Genomic DNA, 17,197 nt, shown 5'->3' with positions numbered 1-17,197 from the left:
AACGCCGCGATGCCCTACGTCGAGTACGCCAGCGAAGGCCGCCTGCTGTTTCGCACCGAGAGCACCGAGGGCGCGCAGCTCGTCCCGCGGATCCACGAGATCGTGGTCATCGACGACGAGCCCATGCAGGTCGTCGACGTCGAGTACTGGGCGCGGCGCGTGGGCGCCACGGATCGCCGCAACGTCTGGGCCACGGTCTACCTGATCCCGATCTCCAAGGACGACTGGCAGCTGCGCCTCGAGCGACGCACGCCCCGAGACAAGCCCGCCGGTCCGCCGGTCCGCTACTGAGAGGCGCCATGAAACTTCGACCCGACCTCGTCTTCGCCCTGCTGCCTGAGGAAGAGCGCGCGCGCGTCGAGGCCTACGTCCTCGACGACGCCGGCTTGGGCACGGACGTGTTCGGGACGACCACCGAGGGCATGGGCATGGCCTACGCCCTGGCCTACTGGCTGCATCGCTACTACTTCCGGGTCGAGTCCGCGGGCCACGAGAACGTGCCGGCGACCGGGGCCGGGGTCGTGGTCGGCAACCACAGCGGGGTCCTGCCCTTCGACGCGATCATGATCAGCGCCGACGTCTTTCGTCGCCTCGAGCCGCCGCGCCTGGTCCGCTTCATGGTCGACTTCTTCGTCTACCGCATGCCGGTGATCGGCACGCTCTTTCGCAGCCTCGGGCAGATCCCCGGGACCCGCCGCAACTTCGACGCGCTCATGGAGCACGGCCACCTCGTGGGCATCTTCCCCGAGGGCACCGACGCCCTCGGCAAGCCGGCCGACGAGCGCTACCAGCTCTACCCTTTCACCCACGGCCACGTCGAACTCGCGGCGCGCCACGGCGTCCCGGTGATCCCCTTTGGCGTGGTCGGAGCCGAGGAGCAGCAGACGGTGATCACCAACTTGCGCCCGCTCGCCCAGGCCCTCGGCCTGCCCTACATCCCGGTCACGCGCACCTTCCCGCTGTTCGGGCCGCTGGGGCTGCTGCCCAAGCCGGTGCGCTACTACATCCACTACGGCGAGGCGCTGACCATCGACCCCGCGGTGCTCGAGAGCATCGAGGTCCGCAGCCGCGAGGTCGAGCGCGTGCGCTCGGCCGTCGCCGAGCAGATCCGCCTGGGCCGCGAGGTCCGTGAGCGCAGCGAGGGGGAGCGATGAGCGAGGCGAGCTCGAGCTTGCTGCGTCCCGGCCAGCGCCGCGTGCTGGTCGCTGGTGCCCACCGCAAGATCGCCATCGCGCTGATCGAGCGCCTGCTCGCCGACGCGCGCGTCGACAAGGTCCTGGCCGTCGCCGAGGGCCCCTGCCCGGCCACGCTCTTGGCCCACGACCCGGAGCGCTTCATCTTCACCCAGGCGGCCCTGGCCAGGCGCCGCGCCGTCGACAACCTGTTCTTGCTCGAGCCCTTTCGGGACACGCCCGTGGATACGGTCTTGCACCTGGCCTTCTCGGGCAACCCCAAGGGCTACGACGTCTCGCGCCACGAGTACAACGTCAACGCGACCCGCCATCTGCTCGACGCCTCGCTGCGCCACGGCGTGGGCAAGTACGTGTTCTTGTCGAGCGACGCCGTCTACGCGGTCGGCCCACGCGGGGACTATCAGGTCGGTGAAGACGCCGAGCTCAACCTCGACCCGCAGGCGCCGTCGACCGTCCGCGACATCATCGACGCGGAGTTCTTGTGCCGCGCGAAGATGGACCACCCGGCCTGCGAGGTCATGGTCCTGCGTCCGGCCGGTGTGATCGGCGGCGGGGTGATGTCGGGGCTCAATCTGCTGTTCGAGAGCAGCCCCCCGGTGCTCCCGATCGGCTTCGACCCGATGATCAACCCCACGAGCAAGGAGCGCCTCGCTCGTGATCTACAGCTCGCGCTGATGCTCCGCGGTAAGGGCGTCTACAACGTCGCGGGGCCCGACTCGGGCCCATTGAGCCGCTTTTTGGAGGCCCGCGGGATTACAGCCATGCGGGTGCCTGGCCCCATGTTGCGCGGCGCGAACCGCTTTCAGCGGATGATCGGTCATACCCGCTATCACGCCGAATATCAGCCCAAGCGGCTGTTCTACTCGCTCGTTCTCGATGATGCGCGATTCGAAGCGGCCTTCCGCGCACACGCCGATGAAGTGTGAGGATTGGCGTTGCGCCGATCGCCGCGTGGGCAATTCGGCCAATTCTCGAGATATTGGCCAATTGGATCGGGGAGGCGCGAATGGCGAGGTGATCTCCCCCATCATCTGATTTGGGCGGGTACCTTCACTGGCAAGCTTCTTGCTCAGTGACTATGGCGAATTGAATTATCGATCCCCTGCCGGCTCAATCTGTTGAATTTGGCCATTTCAGGCCATGTGTGAGCTCCCTCGTAACGAGGGCACGATGTGTAGGTAGGAAACAAATGGGGCGAAGGCCCGGCCTTTGCGCCGGTGGCGTGCGCATCTGCGTCCCCCACAATGGGTCGCCGGCCTCCGCTTGACCGAGCGCCACGAACCACCGCCTCGACCCGTCGACCATCAGGGAGGGGCGGTTCCCGCGGCCCGCGACACTATCATTATGGCGAACCGAGCGTGCAGAACGACGCGGCCGATCGGCGCACCCCAAGCGCGCCGAGCTCGTGCCCCACGAGCGACCCACGAGCGACGTGGGTGGCATCCGCGAACGAACCCCCGAGCCCCACGGGCCTTGACCTCGCTGCGTCGTCTGGCGCAGCTGGTGGCCTTGCTGTGGATGGCGGCCTGCGCCGAGCAGGCCGTCGAGCAGCCCAGCGGCGGACAGATGGGCGCCTTCGTGCTCCTCGAAGACCCGCCGGTGCCTTCGCTGTCGACCATCGTCCACGCCGTGCGCGAGCGCAGCGGCACGGAGCAGGGCGAAGGGAGGGGCACCACGCGAGACGCGGACCCGGCGTCGCGCGTGCCCAGCTACGTGTGTGAGCGCTTCGAGGTCCGCATGCGCGAGGGCGGCCGGAGCTGGCATCGGCGCCTGCGTCGGACCTGGACCGAGGCGGATCGCGTCCGCTTTCGTTCCCTCGTCGAGCTCGTCGCCAAGGAGATGGGCGCCGAGCCGCGCCTGCTCGAGCTGTGGGCGCTGCGGGAGTCGACCTACAACCCCTACGCGATCCACGTGCTCAACCCGGATCTCGAGGCTTCGGCGACCAGCTGGCGAAAGCACCGCTGGGATCCCGAGCGCGCGGCGCAGCTCGAGGAGTCGATGGCGGCGCTCGGCGCCCGCGACCCCGAGTATTGGCAGGCCAAGGCCGAGCTCGCCCGGATCTCGCGCTTTCGCGGCAACGACTTCTACGACGCCCTCGTCGAGTTCGAGGTCGTGGATCGCGATGGCGCGCGTGCCCGCCGACGGACGAGCTATTGGGGCTACGGCTACGGCCCCTACGGCTTCAATCCGACCTACTTCCTGGCTACCTGGGACGCCGAGGCGCCGCCTTGGGTGTTCTGCAACGACGACGGCCTGGCGGCGATCGTCACGGCGATCTGGGCCGCCCGCGAGCACCAGCGCGAGTGCGAGTCGCTCGGCTTCGAGGGCAGCTACGAGGTCGTCAACCGCCGGTTCTCGGCCGGCCACTGCGCGGCGCGGCCCAAGGCGGACCGTCGCTTTGGCGAGCGCGCCCGCCGACGCGGCCTCGCGCCCGAGTCCGAGGCCAAGCTGGGCCGAGACTGGCCGGCCGACGCCAGCGATCGCGCCGTGCTCCTCGAGCACCTGCGCACCAAGGCCGCTGCCGAGGGGTTGCTCAGCCGCTACGCCCTCGAGGAGCGAGAGCTCGCTCGCTTTCGGCCAAACCCCCCCCAACCCGAGGTCGGCGCCGACGCGACGCAGGCGAGCGCGCACGGGGGCTGAGCGCCCTCGAGCGAGCGTCGGCCCATGCGCATGGTGGGTGCGCACGAGTCACATCGACGGTAGCTTTGGCAGTTGGTGAAGCCTGTGATCGGCGTCACCGAAAACCGAGGCTCCTGATATGGTTCGCGCGATGGCGACCCCGAGCTCTCCCACCATTCGCCACGTCGCCGAAGGCTTCGACAAGCTCCTGCCCTTCCTGCTCACGGCCGCGGGCCTGCTCCATCCGAGCCCGAGCACCTGGTACGCCTGCCTGGCCGTCGCCTTCGTGGCCATCGCGGGCCCGCTGCTCGCGGGCGCCGGCGTGGCGACCTGGTTCGCGGAGCGCTCGACTCGACGCATCCAGGGCCCACGCACCAAGCCCGCGGCCATCCTCGACGCCGCCCTCGAGTCGGCGCGGGCGTGCTGGGTGGCGGCCTGCATGGCCGCGTGGCCGCTGGCGCAGTGGCGCCTGGGTCAGCCGACCGGAATGATCCTCGACCTCGACGCGGCCGGGTTGAGCGTGGGCATGGTCGTGCTCCAGACGATCCTCGGCGTATTCGTCGTGGACGCGTGGCTATATTGGAAGCATCGCCTGCTGCACACCCGGGCGCTCTTCGTCTTCCACAAAAAGCACCACGCCTTTCGCGACCCCACCCCCTTCGCCGGCTTCGCCGTCGGCCCGGTGGAGTCCCTGCTGACCTTCTGGCCGATCTTGCTGCTGTGCATCCCCGCCGCCACCCACTGGGCCCCGCTCTACTTCGCCCTGGTGGTCGGCTTCATCTGCCTCAACTTCTACCTGCACTGCGGCGTCGCGCTGCGAGCCCTCGAAGCCGTGGTCCCCAAGACCGGCCTCAACACCTCGGCCTTCCACAACATCCACCACTCCCACGCGGTCGTGAACTTTGGCGAGGCGATGACCCTATGGGATCGCCTGTGCAAGACTCGCCTGGAAGATCAGGCCAAGTCGGCCGAGGTCTGAGCCCCAGCGCTGAGCCGCGCGCGCATCGACCATCGAAACGCGCCCTCCTCCGATCGGGCAGAGCGCCCTCGATGTCATCGCACGAACTCGTCGGCGACCTGCATCTGCACCAAACAATCCACGCAGACGCGACCGAAGTCAGGGATCTGTCCGAGTCGCATCATGCGGGAGTCTTCGCGGCAGAGCGGGGAGGCTCTCCGATAGCGGGAGGCTCTCCGAGAGATCACGAAGACCACCCCGCTGACCGAGGCTGAGCCGCTGACCGAGGCTGAGCCCCCTCCTGATCGAGGCTGAGCCCCCTCCTGATCGAGGCTGAGCCCCCTCCTGATCGAGGCTGAGCCCCCTCCTGATCGAGGCTGAGCCCCCTCCTGATCGAGGCTGAGCCCCCTCCTGATCGAGGCTGAGCCCCCTCCTGATCGAGGCTGAGCCCCTCCTGACCGAGGCGGAGCCACCCCCTGACAAAGACGCGCACAAAAGGGCCAGGAGGGGACCCTCAGGGCGAGTTTAGCGAACGTAGCCGCCCCGTCGACGCGCATCTCTTCATCAAAGGAAGGCAATCGCTCTGCGCAGAGACGGCCGCAGTCAGCGTCTGTCTGAGGCCTGAGGGTCCCCTGCTGGTCCGTGCGCGTGTCTGCCGGTCACCTCCATCCTCCTAAAAAGACCAAGCAGACCCGTGCGAGTGCCTGCTCCGCCCCCCCCGACCTTCACCGACCGAGGCGGAGATACCCCCCGACATAGACGCGCACAAAAGGGCCAGGAGGGGACCCTCAGGGCGAGTTTAGCGAACGTAGCCACCCCTCGACGCGCATCCCGTCATCAAAGGAAGGCAATCGCTCTGCGCAGAGACGGCCGCAGTCAGCGTCTGTCTGAGGCCTGAGGGTCCCCTGCTGGCCCGTGCGCGTGCATGCCGTCAGCACCCCCACCTCGAAAGACCACGAACCCCCCCTGCTGGCCCGTGCGCGTGCATGCCGTCAGCACCCCCACCTCGAAAGACCACGAAGTCCCCTGCTGACCCGCGCGCGTGCCCGCCGTCAGCACCCACCTCGAAAGACCACGAAGTCCCCTGCTGACCCGCGCGCGTGCCCGCCGTCAGCACCCCCACCTCGAAAGATCACGAATCCCACCGCCGCTGATACACAGCGACCCGAAGATACTCCCCCTCGACATGCCCAGGCCAAACGGGATGGTCGCCCCCCGGCCCCCACGACGCCACGCGCGTACAAGCTCGACCGCTGCGCTCAGCCGCCGACCACAGCGCACGATCGAGGGCGTCGCCCCCGAGGTGGTGACTGCAAGAGCAAGCCGCGAGCAGCCCCGCGGGCGCCAGGCGCGAGAGCAGCGTCGTCATCGTCCGCGCCATCGCGCCCGTGGCCCGGTCGAGATCCCGGCGGCTGCTCGCGATCTTGGGCGGGTCGAAGACCGCCGCCGCGAAGGGTCCCGCGAGGGCGTCGTGGTCGAGGGCGCCGAACATGTCCGCGGACACGAACTCGACGCGATCTTGGAGGCCGTTGGCCGCCGCGTTTTTGCGCGCGTGGGCGAGGGCGTCGCGGCTCTGGTCGACGGCGACGACCCGCCGACCCGCGCGCGCGGCCGCCAGCGCGAAGCCGCCGACGTGACAGCCGAGGTCGAGCACGGGGAGCTCGGGATCGATGGCCTCCCCGCCCAAGAGCGTGGCGAAGTGCGCCCGGTTGTCGCGCTGATCGTGGTAGGCCCCGGTCTTTTGAGCCGGCGGCGCGGGGGCGGCCATGCTCAGGCCTCGCTCGCGCCAGCGCAGCTCGCTGGGCGCGTCTTCACCGACGACGCGCAGCGGCAAGTCGAAGCCCTCGCGCGTCGCCGCGGACTCGGGCGCGAGGACGATCAGCCCGCGCAGGTCATCGCCGGGGCGCGGGCCGAGGTGCGCGACGAGGGCCTCGACGCGGGCGGCCATGGGCGCCGTCGTGATCTGCGCGACACGCCAGTCGGCGAAGCGATCCACGACTAGACCGGGGAGCCCGTCGCCCTCGCTGTTGACCTCGCGGTAGCCGGTGGTGGACGCGTTGGCGCCAGCGCCGAGGCCCATGGCCGCCCGCCCGGCGATGGCCGCGTCGAGGCGCCGCTCGAGCCAGTCGGCCGCGGGCGGGCGTTGCCCCAGGAGCCGCAAGATGATCGCGGACTCCGGTGAGTAGAGGCCGTAGCCCAGGGTCTCGCCGCGATGATCGACGAGCTCGGCGATGGCGCCGGGATCCGGCGGGCCGAGGACCCGGGAGATCTGCTTGCGGCGGACCCAGGGTCCCGCGCGCCGATCGAACCTGCCTGCGCTCTTGCGCCACTCGAGCCGTGGAGACACGCGGGGATGCTACCCGCGATTGGATCGACGAGGCGAGCGGCTCGGCGCGGGGGAGGGCGCGGCTACCCGAGGGCGAAGATCGCGGCTATGGTGCCCGCGATGCCGCAACTCCTCGCGCCCGCGTTGATCGCCTCGCTGTTGGCCGCGCCCGCAGTGGGCCGCGAGGCGCGTGCGGCTGCGTGGATCGAGGGGGCGCTGGCGCCTGCGAGCGGGGATGCGTCTGGGAGCAGTGACGCGAGCAGTGACGCGTCTGGGAGCAGCGACGCGCCTGGGAGCAGTGACGCGAGCAGCGACGCGCCTGGGAGCAGCGATGCGCCTGCGAGCGGGGATGCGTCTGGGAGCAGCGACGCGCCCGGGAGCAGCGACGCGCCCGCGACGACGGAGGGCGCGGCCCCGCCGGCCCCTCACCTCGAGGGTCTCCCCGCGCAGCCGGAGCAGCTCCCCGAAGACCAGCGCCCCGCCGGCGTGGGTCCCGAGCAAGAGCCTCCGCCGAGCGAGAACCTGCCGGGCACGCGCCCGCCGGGCGAGGGCCCCGGTGGCCCGCAGGTCCCCGAAGAAAACGAGCAGGGCATCGACCCCGAGCTCGAGGCCGAGTTCGCCCTGCGCGAGGACCTGCCCTACTTCCCCACGGCCGCGCGCAAGTCTGCGATCCGCCGCAACAACGAGGTCATGGTCCGGCCCTTCCGTCGCCCGGTCTACACGGTCGCGGGCGCGGCGAGGCTGGGCATCTTGCTCGGCGATGGCCGCGAGCTGGTCTCGTCCGTGGGCTGGGGCGCGGCCTTGCAGCTGGGGCTCTACTTCTTGCCGGTGTTCAAGTCGCGCTTTGGCCTGGAGTTCCAGGCCGGCCACTCGCGCTACCAGAGGCGCAGCAACTACGAGAACTTCTCGGGCGGCTCGGTCACGCGGGTCACCTTGCTCTCGCACTCGGACTTCAGCGGCGGACCCTCGGTGCAGATCCCCCTGGGGGCCGTGTTCTTGCGGGTCAGCGGCGCCGCCGGGGTGTCGCTCTCGACCTTGCAGCGCCCGATCTCCTCCGACTCCATCGAGGACGAGCTGGTCAGCCAGCCCGACTTCATGCTCCGCGGCGGCGCGGGCCTGGGGATCCCGATCCTCAACCGCCACGGCCTGTCCGTGGGCGTGGCGGCCCAGCACGTGTTCTCTCGCCGCGAGGTCGCCAAGGACCTCGGCGACGACGTCGACAGCGACGCTGGCGACGAGGACGGCAGCGAGACCTTGCTGCCCTTCTCGACCTCCCTCGAGGTCTTCTTGGCCTACCAAGCTTGGTTTTGAGCCTGGTTCGAGCTGGACCCGCGCTCAGCCGGCGATGGCCGCCGCAGGTTTCTGGGCGCGGATCGACAGGCGGTAGACGCTATTTTCGGTCTCGACGTAGAGCACCGAGTCGTCCGAGGTGGTCAGCACCCGGCGCACCGAGGTGGTCACCATGCGCCGCCCGTTGGGGTCGCGGAAGAGCACCATGCCGCGGCCGACGACGGGGGTGGACAGCAGGTAGCCTTCGTAGATCCTCCCGGTGGTGGAGGTCTGCAGCGAACCATCCTTCGCCGCGCGGATCTTCGTTGCGACCACCGAAAGCACCAGGAAAAAGAGTATCGCTCCACTTCCAACGATGCCACGGCATTTTTGGGTGACTGTGTGCCGCGATGTAGGAGCAATGACCTCGATTCAATCGGCGGCGCGTACGCCAGTTCGCACCATGCGGTCCAGACGGGCGATTGACTCGCTCTTGGTCCAGCCCTCGAGGCCCGCAGGCAGACGCACGCGCGTCCAGCCAGAGCGCTCTTCGAGCACGCGCACACGAGATCCGCCCTGCACGCGCAGGGCGATGGGCGAGTGAGCGCCCGGTCCATCGCGCAGCTCGACGGTCATATCCAAGACGATCGCCTCGGGATGTTGATGGATGGCGGACCACGACAGGGCATGGAGTCCGCCGCCGATGGCGAGGATCAGCGCGAGGGTCCACGCGGCCACGCTCGAGACGCGCTCCTTGCCTGGATCGGCGCCCGCGGGGCGGCGCCTGGCCCACGCGCGCGCGAGCACGACGAGGAGCAGAGCCCAGCCGGCGATCATGCTGAGCCACGCCAAGGCGGGGCCGGCCATGGCAGCGATCGCGAGGTCCCACCAGCTCGGTGGCTGCGAGATCTGGGCGTCGTCGGCCTTGGCGGCGACCTCGGCCTGGCGGCGGACGACGCCGAGGTTGCGCCGCGTGAGCTCGGCGAGCTCGACGCTGGGCCGCGCCTCGGGCTGGAGCGCGCGCTCGAGGTGATAGGTGGCACGCCCGAGCTCGCCGAGCTCCGCGTAGGCGGTGCCGAGGTCGTAGTCCAGCTGCGCCGAGCGACCCGGGAGCAGCTCGAGGGCGTGCTGCCAGTGTTCGGCCGCGCTCGCCCAGTCGCCGGCGTTGGCGGCCTCGCTGCCCGCGGCGTAGGCGTCGTCGACGACGTCGGCGCGGGCGATCCTCGGCGTCGCCAAGGTCGCGCACGCAGCCGTCACGGCCACGGCCAGGGTGAGGCCGGCCAGGCTCGACCTGGCACGCTTCGCGCCCACGCTCACTTGGGCCTCCAAGTTTTTTCGGCGAGGAGCGTCCGCGCGCGGGTGAGCTGCTCTTCGCGCTGGGCTGCGTCCCCAGCTCCGGCGCCAAAGCGCGCGGCGTCACACTCGTCGAGGAGCGCGCGCAGCTGCTCGAGCTGCGCTCGGGGGACGCCGCGCTTGGCGAGGAGCTCGATCAGCGGGCCGCGGGCCAGGCCGACCCCCTCGCCTCCAGCGCGGGCGATGGCGGCGTCCTGGAGGGCGCGCGAGAGCTTGTGGTGAAAGCCCTCGCCGGACTCGCTCGCGGCGGCGGCCTCGGCGAGGAGCTCGCGGCGTTGCTTGCCCAGCGCGGCGCGGCGGCGGGTGGCCTCGTCGGGGCCAAAGCGGTCCACGAGCCGCGCGCCCAGCCAGCCCAGGGCGAGCAGCGCAGGCGCAGCGAGCGTCCCGGTGCGCCAGCGCTCGTGGCTCAGCCAGCGCTCGCGCGGGCTGACGCGCTCGAGGGAGGCGCCGGCCAGGGGCGAGGCGAGGAGCTCGCGCTCGTCGTCTTCGCCGCGCTCGTCGTCCTCGCCGCGGCCGTCCGCGCTGCCTGGGGATCCCTCGGTGCCAGCGGCTGGCGCGGCGTTGGGATCCGCCGAGACCGACAAGGAGATCGGCTCACTGCGAGCGACGCGGTAGGCCTCGGCTTCGGGGTCGAAGTAGTGCAGCTCGAGGGCGGGGATCTCCACGGTCCCGGGCTGCTCGGCCACGAGCAGCATGGTGATCTCTCGCGAGCCCTCGAGCGCGCGGCCGCTGCGGTCGAGCTCGGGGGTCTGGGCCTTGGGCTCGTAGCTGCGCACGCCCTCGATGGTCGGCCACGGCTCGAGCTCGACGAGGTTGATGTTGCCGGCCCCGGAGATCGTCGCGCTCAGGCGTACGGCCTCGCCCTGGATGATCTCGGCGCGGTCGAGGCTGACCTCGAGGTCGAACTGGCCGACGTTGTTGGCCGGGAAGTTGGGCGGCTGGCCCGCGGCGGGCAGCGCCTTGACCTCGACGGCGAGGTCGGGCCCGCGGAAGCGCTGCGGCGCCCGGGGCCTGCGGCCAAAGCCGGAGAAGAGCGAGCGGACCTCGAAGGTCGGCCCGCCGATGGTCAAGGTGCCCACCTTCTGGGGGAAGAGCGCCCGGCGCATGCTCGGGTGCACGCGATAGGGGACGCCGTCGATCATCCGTCGCGGGGCTCGGCGCAGCTGCGGGACGGCGAGCTCCTCGCTCCAAAAGTCCTTGAAGGTCGGGGCGGTGGAGTACTCGGGCTGACCCTGCGTGCGCTCCCAGACCTGGAGCTCGTAGAACACCTGCTGGCCGACGTAGACCGAGGCGTCGTCGACCACCGGCCAGACGATGAGCTCCTCGGCGTTGCTCGTGGGCTGCGCCAGAGCCTCGCCGGGGGCGATGACCTCCGGGGCCGTGGCCCCCGTGGCCGTGAGCTTGGGCGTGCTCGCCGGGCTGTAGCGCTTGCCGTCGACCTCGACCTCCACGGGGATCTCGATCTCGCCGGGGGCGAGGGGCGCGAGCACGTAGCTGAAGGACTTCGTCGAGCGCCGGACCGTGCGCTGGCCGGTGCCAAAGGAGGCCGAGAAGCCCGAGGACGACCCGCGGGCCTCGAGCTCGACGTTCTTCAGCCCGGGGAACTCGGGGTCCGAGACCTGGCCGCCGTTGGTCTGCACGGTGATCTGCAAGAGCACGGCCTGACCGACCTCGACCGTCGAGGCGCCGAGCGAGGCCTCGATGACGACCTCCGCGGCCGCGGCCACGCCCGCGCGCAGGCCCACGGCCAGGCCGGCCAGGGCGGCGGCGCCCAGGCTCGTGTGCAAGAAGCGGCGGCGATCCAGGTGGCGGCTCACCAGTCCTTCTCCACGGGGCGCTGCTGGCCGCGGGGGCGACCGAAGAGGAACTCGTCTTGGCGATCGAGCGCGTCGAGGGCCGCGTCGAGGTCTCCCGCCTCGACCGGCTGAGCTTGCTGCTCTTGCTCTCGCTGCTGGTCGTCCTGCTGCTCTTGGTCGTCCTGTTGCTGCTGGTCGTCCTGCTGCTCTTGGTCGTCCTGTTGCTGCTGGTCGTCCTGTTGCTGCTGGTCGTCCTGTTGCTGCTGGTCGTCCTGTTGCTGCTGGTCGTCCTGTTGCTGCTGGTCGTCCTGCTGCTCTTGGTCGTCCTGCTGCTGCTGGTCGTCCTGCTGCTGCTGGTCGTCCTGCTGCTCTTGGTCGTCCTGCTGCTCTTGGTCGTCCTGCTGCTGCTGGTCGTCCTGCTGCTCTTGGTCCTGCTTCTCTTGCTCCTCTTGCTCTTTCTTCTCCTGCTCCTCCTTGCGGAGCAGGGCGAGCTCGAGGTTCCACTTGGCGTTCTCGTGGGTCGGCACCGCGCGCAAGCACTTGGTGTAGCTGGCGATGGCCGCCTCCCAGTCCTCGGCGTCCATGTCGAGGTTGCCGAGCTCGTAGAACGACGACGCGAGCACCTCGAGGTGCTCCGACTCGGTGCCGTGCTCGAAGTCCGAGCGCGCCCCCTCGGCGTCGCCCTTGGCCAGGCGGACCAGCCCGCGGTCGTAGAAGAGCTCGGGCCGCTCACCGCGGCGGGCCATGGCGGCCTCGATGTGGGCGAGGGCCTCGTCGAGGCGATCGGCGTCGAGGGCCTCGATCGCTGCGTCGACGTCGCTGTCGGTGCTCGCCAGGTTGCGGGCCAGCCACCCGGGCTCTTGCTCGTCGAGGCCGAGGAGATCGAGGAAGCGGTCGCCCAGATCGCCGGACAGATCGCCAGATAGCTCGACGAGGCCGAGGCTCAGGCCGAGGCCCAGGACCAAGCTCGCGCGCGCGCTCATGAGCGCACCTCCTTGGCGGTATTGCTGGCGCCGTGGGTGGGGGGATGGTGGACGGTCTCGAGGTGCGCGGTGCGGCCCTGGCTGGGAGGACGGCGGCGATCCCCGATGCCCAGAGCCGCGCTGAGCAAGACCAGCGCGGGGATCAGGAAGAAGGTGAAGCCCTCCTCGCGGTGGATCTGGATCGAGGACTCGCGCTGCGCCGTGGCCAGGCCCTCCATGAGCCCGCGGACGGCGTCGAGGCCGAAGCGGTCGGGGGAGACGTGGACGTACTCGCCGGCGGTGGCCTCGGCGAGGTCCTTCAGGGTCTCCTCGTCGAGGCGGGTCATGATCGGCTTGCCCTCGGCGTCGGTGGCGTAGCCCGCGGGCTCGCCCTCGGCGTCGTAGGTCATGATCGGCTCGCCGGAGGTCGAGCCGATGCCCACGGTGTAGATCCGGATGCCGAGCTGGGCCGCGCGCTCGGCGAGCTCGAGGGGGCGGCCCACCGTGTCCTCGCCGTCGGTGAGCAAGATGATCACCTGATCGGCCTGGGCCGGGGGGATGTCCGCGTCGTCGCCCTGGGCAGCGCCCGCGTCATCGTTGGCGTCCTCGTCATCGTCGGCGCCCTCGCCCTCGGCGCCCTCGCGGCGCACGGCGACCAGGAGATCGATGGCGCGGTCGAGGGCCTTGCCGATCGCCGTGCCCCCGGGGTTTTCGAAGCGCGGATCGGCGTGGGTCAAGAACAGCTCGAGCACGCTCATGTCGCTGGTCACCGGGAAGCCCCGGGCCTCGCCGGCGAACACGACCACGCCGACCCGATCTCCGCGCCGCCCGGACTCGTCGATGAAGCGGGTCAGCTCGGCCTCCAGGCGCTCGCTGCGGCTGGGGTAGACGTCCTGGGCGAGCATCGACTTGCTGTAGTCGACGGCCAGGACGATGTCCAAGCCGCGGGTCGGCAGGACCTTGGCCACGCCGCCGTACTGGAGGCGCATGAGCCCGAAGATCGTCGCGGTCATGGCCAGGAGCACGAGGATCGCCCGGGCCAGGCGCTTGCCCGGGTCCACGGTCGCCGTCAGGCGCTGGATCATCGTGGAATTGCCGAGGCGCTCCACGGCCTTGCGGCGGGCGTAGGCCCCCCAGGCGTAGGCGCCGACGGCCGCGAGGACGAGCAGCAGCAGCCAGCCCAGGCCGAGCTTGGCGAACACGAGCTCGCTCATGGGAACCTCCGAAGGCGGGTGTTGCGAAGGGTGACGTCGAGGAGCAAGAGCAGCAGCGCCGGCCACAGCAGCCAGTGGAAGAGCTCGGCGCGGATCTGCTCGCCCTGGATCTCCGAGGTGTCGAGGCGATCGAGGACGTCTTGAAAGCTGGTCTGGAGCGCCTGGATGTCCGTGGCCACGTAGGCGTAGCCGTCGGTGGCGCTGGCCAGGCGCTCGAGCTGGGCCGCGTCGACGCTCGTGGCTCCGAGCTCGCGGCGACCCATGAGCACCGTGTAGATCGCCACGCCGCGCTCGGCGGCCTTTTGCGCGACCGAGTCGGGGTCGACGCCCGGCGCGTTGTGGACCCCGTCGGTCAGCAGCAAGATCACCTTGCTGTCGGCCTCGGAGCCCTCGAGGCGGTTGAGGGCCACGCCCAGGCCCGCGCCGATCGCCGTTTGGTTGCCGTCGACCACGCCCAGGCGCAGCTGCGCGATGAGCTTGCGGAGCACCGCGTGGTCCATGGTCAGCGGCGCGACGGTCGAGGCCTGCGCGCCGAAGCCGACCAGGGCGATGCGGTCGTTGGGCCGGCGGGCGATGAAGTCGTCGATCACCAGCTTGGCCGCCGTCAGCCGGTTGGGCGGGAGGTCTTGGTTCTCCATCGAGCCCGAGAGGTCGATGGCGATCGCGATGTCGATGCCCTCGTGCTCGACGTGCTCGCTCATGCGCGTGGACTGGGGCCGGGCGCAGGCCAGGGTCAGCAGCAGCAGCGCGCCGAAGCGCAGGCCGTCGGGGAGGTCGGCGAGGACCACCCAAAAATTGTTGCGCAGGCCCGGCGTGCGCTGGAGGCTGCGCGTCCGGGTGAAGCGCATGGCCGCCGGGCGCGGGCTGAGCAGGGCGCGGAGCACCAGCGCCAGCAGCGGGAGCACGATCAGGGCGAGCGCCCAGGGCTGAGCCAGGACCACGTGGCGCAGGCCCTCGCCGAGGATCGTCAGGACCACGCCGATGGCGACGGCGGCGCAGAGCAGGCCGAAGCCCAGCACGCTCAGGGTCCAGCGCGCCGACCAGCTCACGACTTCACCTCCGCGTCGTTGGGGTCGTTGGGGTCGTTGGGGTCGTTGGGGTCGTTGGGGGCGCTCGGCTCGTCTCGCTTGGCCTCGGTCGAGGTCGGCGAGCTGGCAGCTGCGGCCGTGGCGGTGACATCCTCGGCTGGCGCCTGCGGGGGCGTGGCGGGGGCGTCTTCGGCCGCAGCCTGCGTGGGCCGCTTGGCCACGGGCTGGTCCGGGTCCCTGGGCTCGCGGGCAGGGGTCGGGGTCGGGGTCGGGGCTTCCGCGTCGCCCTCGTCGCCTTCGTCCTTGGGCATGCTGCGCTCGACCATGCCGCGGACGTGGCTCAGGGCCTCGCGGGCCTCGTCGGCCGGGGGCGAGAAGCGGGCGAACTTGATCAGGTCGCAGTCTTGCAGGAAGGCCAGGACCTCGCGCGGCTCGAGGGGGTCGATGGACACGCCGCCGCGGCCGAGCAGATCCTGGATCTCCTCGGTGGTCCGGTCGAGGGCGTCGAAGCCGAAGCGGTCGCCGATGTAGCGCTTGGCGATTTGAGTGAGGCGCACGTAGTAGTCCTGGTAGGCGTCGGCCTCGATCAGCGCCTCGCGCTCCTGGGCCAGGGCCTCGAGGTCGGCCAGGGCGCGCTCGTGGGCCGGCACGGGCGGGGGCAGGACCTCCGGGCGGATCCGCCGGCGCCACTGGATCACCACGAAGGCGATCAGCGCGGCGAGCAGCAGCCCGGCGAGCACGCTGTAGAGAATCGTGACCAGGCGGATCGCCGGATACTCGAGGGAGATCGGCGGATCCTCGCCCATGCGCTGGGGGTCGGACTCGTTGGCGAGCAGGCGCTCGACCTCGAAGGGGTGGGCCGCGACCACGTGGGTGTGGACCTCGCCCTCTGGGTCGACCCAGGTGATCGGGAAGCTCGGCACCGTCGCCGCGCCGACGTCGAAGTGCTGCAAGGTGATGGTGAAGCGCTTGCGCAGGTCCTGGCCGGTGGACTCGACCTCGCCCTCGACCACGTCGACGCGCTCGAGGGGCGCGAAGTCGAGGGAGATCGGCAGGTTCACGCTGTGCCCGGCCGGGAAGGCCACGATGACCTCCAAGGTGAGCAAGTCGCCGATGTGCGAGGGGTCCGGGGTCAGCCGGGTGGTGACCGTGATCGGGGAGTTGGGGTCGTTGGCCGGGGGAGGCGGCGCGGCTGCGGGGGCGCCCGCGCTGCTGGGGGCGGCGCCCATGCCCGGGCTGGGCTCGGCAGGGTCCGCGCCGGCGCTCGGTTCGGCCGGGTCTGGGCTCGCGTCCGGGTCAGTGCCGGGCCCCGGGTCGGCGGGCTCGGCCGGGTTTGGGTTCGCGTCTGGGTTCGCGTCTGGGTTCGCGCTGGGCTTGGGGTCGGCTGGCGCTGCGGGGCCGGCCTGGCCCGAGGCGCCCGGGGCAGGGGTGGCTGGGTTCGCAGCGTCGTCGGTCGGCGGCGCGAACACCAGGCTCAGGCTCAGCGCCAGTGCGTCGAGGCCGATCATCGCCGCATCCTCCGGGCGCGGCGCTCGAAGAAGGCGACCAGCGGCTTTTGCCAGTTCTCACCGCAGCGGATCGTCATGGTCTCGAGGCGAAGGCGACGCATCACGCCCTCGAAGCCCGCGCGCTCCTTGGCGACCTGCTTGGCGTAGCGCCGCGCTCGGCGGCCGCCGAGGTCGAAGAGCCCGACGCGGGCCTGGCCGAGGCTCTCGAGGTCCTCGAAGGCGACCAGCCCCAGGCCCGGGAGCTCGAGCTCGATGGGATCCTCGACGCGCACGGGGATCACGTCGTTGCGCCGGCGGACCAGCTTGAGCGCGCGCTCGAAGCCGGCTTGCTCGCCGGTCTGGGCCAGGCCGGCGTCGATGAAGTCGGAGATCAAGATGACCACGGCGTGGCGGCGGCCGAGGCGAGCCATGGTCTCCAGGCCCACGCGCAGGTCCGTGCGTCGGCTGCGGGGCTTGTGGGTGAGGATCTGCTGGACCACGGCGAGGACGTGCTTGCGACCCGAGCGCGGGGGCACGAAGACCTCCACGCGGTCGGTGAAGCCGATCAGCCCCACGCGGTCGTTGTTGCGGATCGCCGAGAACGCGAAGGTCGCGGCCAGCCGGGCCACGAGGTTGCGCTTGTCGGCCTCCGTCGAGCCGAGGTCGAGGCTCGCCGACATGTCGACCAGGAGCATGACGGTGAGCTCGCGCTCCTCGGTGAAGAGCTTGACGTGGGGCTCGCCGGTGCGCGCGGTGACGTTCCAGTCGATGGTCCGCACGTCGTCGCCGGGCTCGTAGGCGCGGACCTCCGAGAAGGCCACGCCGCGGCCCTTGAAGAGCGACTGGTAGGAGCCCGAGAGGTGCTGATCCACGAGCCTCGAGGTCTGGATCTCGATGCGTCGGACCTCGCGCAGCAAGGCCATGGTGGCCTCGCGGGCCTGGTCTTGCTCGGCTCGCTGCTTCGCTAGTGCCTGATCGGCGCGCGCCATGGG

General features: G+C 70.8%; 15 protein-coding genes. 6 read left to right on the top strand and 9 right to left on the bottom strand.

What is annotated here, in order from left to right:
- The first annotated feature begins 9 nt into the window (after nucleotides 1-9).
- From G6O69_RS08670 to G6O69_RS08650, 5 genes are all read left to right on the top strand, one after another.
- Nucleotides 10-291, top strand: a complete 282-nt coding sequence (locus G6O69_RS08670; RefSeq protein ID WP_172303054.1) for a hypothetical protein — start codon at nucleotides 10-12, stop codon at nucleotides 289-291.
- A gap of 8 nt (nucleotides 292-299) precedes the next feature.
- Nucleotides 300-1,154 carry a lysophospholipid acyltransferase family protein gene (locus G6O69_RS08665; RefSeq protein ID WP_172303053.1) on the top strand — a complete coding sequence of 285 codons (855 nt, stop codon included), beginning with the start codon at nucleotides 300-302 and terminating at the stop codon, nucleotides 1,152-1,154.
- The gene (locus G6O69_RS08660) at nucleotides 1,151-2,119 is read left to right on the top strand and encodes an NAD-dependent epimerase/dehydratase family protein (protein ID WP_172303052.1); all 969 of its coding nucleotides are present in this window, start codon (nucleotides 1,151-1,153) and stop codon (nucleotides 2,117-2,119) included. The genes G6O69_RS08665 and G6O69_RS08660 overlap by 4 nt, the downstream gene beginning before the upstream one ends.
- 547 nt (nucleotides 2,120-2,666) lie before the next feature.
- Complete coding sequence (locus G6O69_RS08655; RefSeq protein WP_172303051.1) at nucleotides 2,667-3,833, top strand: hypothetical protein; 1,167 nt, start codon at nucleotides 2,667-2,669, stop codon at nucleotides 3,831-3,833.
- 130 nt (nucleotides 3,834-3,963) lie between these two features.
- On the top strand, nucleotides 3,964-4,791 hold the full coding sequence (locus tag G6O69_RS08650) for a sterol desaturase family protein (RefSeq protein WP_172303050.1): 828 nt from the start codon (nucleotides 3,964-3,966) through the stop codon (nucleotides 4,789-4,791).
- Between the two features lie 1,111 nt (nucleotides 4,792-5,902).
- Here the strand turns inward: G6O69_RS08650 and G6O69_RS42005 are convergent.
- Nucleotides 5,903-7,117 carry a methyltransferase domain-containing protein gene (locus G6O69_RS42005; protein WP_172303049.1) on the bottom strand — a complete coding sequence of 405 codons (1,215 nt, stop codon included), beginning with the start codon at nucleotides 7,115-7,117 and terminating at the stop codon, nucleotides 5,903-5,905.
- Nucleotides 7,118-7,216: 99 nt separating this feature from the next.
- Here G6O69_RS42005 and G6O69_RS08640 point away from each other — a divergent pair, with 99 nt between their 5' ends.
- Nucleotides 7,217-8,407, top strand: coding sequence for a hypothetical protein (locus tag G6O69_RS08640; protein WP_172303048.1), 1,191 nt, complete (start codon nucleotides 7,217-7,219; stop codon nucleotides 8,405-8,407).
- A gap of 24 nt (nucleotides 8,408-8,431) precedes the next feature.
- On the opposite strand, the gene G6O69_RS08635 is transcribed toward G6O69_RS08640, so the two are convergent.
- The 8 genes from G6O69_RS08635 to G6O69_RS08600 all read right to left on the bottom strand — a co-directional run bounded on the left by G6O69_RS08635 (nucleotide 8,432) and on the right by G6O69_RS08600 (nucleotide 17,194).
- Complete coding sequence (locus G6O69_RS08635; RefSeq protein ID WP_172303047.1) at nucleotides 8,432-8,710, bottom strand: hypothetical protein; 279 nt, start codon at nucleotides 8,708-8,710, stop codon at nucleotides 8,432-8,434.
- 87 nt (nucleotides 8,711-8,797) lie between these two features.
- Nucleotides 8,798-9,676, bottom strand: a complete 879-nt coding sequence (locus tag G6O69_RS42000) for an SH3 domain-containing protein (protein WP_172303046.1) — start codon at nucleotides 9,674-9,676, stop codon at nucleotides 8,798-8,800.
- 2 nt (nucleotides 9,677-9,678) lie between these two features.
- Nucleotides 9,679-11,535 (bottom strand): BatD family protein, encoded by a 1,857-nt coding sequence (locus tag G6O69_RS08625; RefSeq protein ID WP_172303045.1) that lies wholly within the window; start codon nucleotides 11,533-11,535, stop codon nucleotides 9,679-9,681.
- Nucleotides 11,532-12,497 carry a tetratricopeptide repeat protein gene (locus tag G6O69_RS08620; protein WP_172303044.1) on the bottom strand — a complete coding sequence of 322 codons (966 nt, stop codon included), beginning with the start codon at nucleotides 12,495-12,497 and terminating at the stop codon, nucleotides 11,532-11,534. The genes G6O69_RS08625 and G6O69_RS08620 overlap by 4 nt, the downstream gene beginning before the upstream one ends.
- A complete protein-coding gene (locus tag G6O69_RS08615) occupies nucleotides 12,494-13,690 on the bottom strand; it encodes a VWA domain-containing protein (protein WP_172303043.1) in 1,197 nt (398 codons plus the stop codon). Before G6O69_RS08615 ends, G6O69_RS08620 begins: the two co-directional genes overlap by 4 nt.
- On the bottom strand, nucleotides 13,687-14,739 hold the full coding sequence (locus tag G6O69_RS08610; protein ID WP_172303042.1) for a VWA domain-containing protein: 1,053 nt from the start codon (nucleotides 14,737-14,739) through the stop codon (nucleotides 13,687-13,689). The genes G6O69_RS08615 and G6O69_RS08610 overlap by 4 nt, the downstream gene beginning before the upstream one ends.
- On the bottom strand, nucleotides 14,736-16,226 hold the full coding sequence (locus G6O69_RS08605) for a hypothetical protein (protein ID WP_172303041.1): 1,491 nt from the start codon (nucleotides 16,224-16,226) through the stop codon (nucleotides 14,736-14,738). Before G6O69_RS08605 ends, G6O69_RS08610 begins: the two co-directional genes overlap by 4 nt.
- Nucleotides 16,223-17,194 carry a DUF58 domain-containing protein gene (locus tag G6O69_RS08600; protein ID WP_255215738.1) on the bottom strand — a complete coding sequence of 324 codons (972 nt, stop codon included), beginning with the start codon at nucleotides 17,192-17,194 and terminating at the stop codon, nucleotides 16,223-16,225. The genes G6O69_RS08605 and G6O69_RS08600 overlap by 4 nt, the downstream gene beginning before the upstream one ends.
- Between the last annotated feature and the right edge of the window lie 3 nt (nucleotides 17,195-17,197).

The organism is Pseudenhygromyxa sp. WMMC2535, assembly GCF_011083025.2.
Note: the sequence above shows the minus strand (reverse complement) of the source record. Positions and strands in the feature narration are given on the sequence as shown.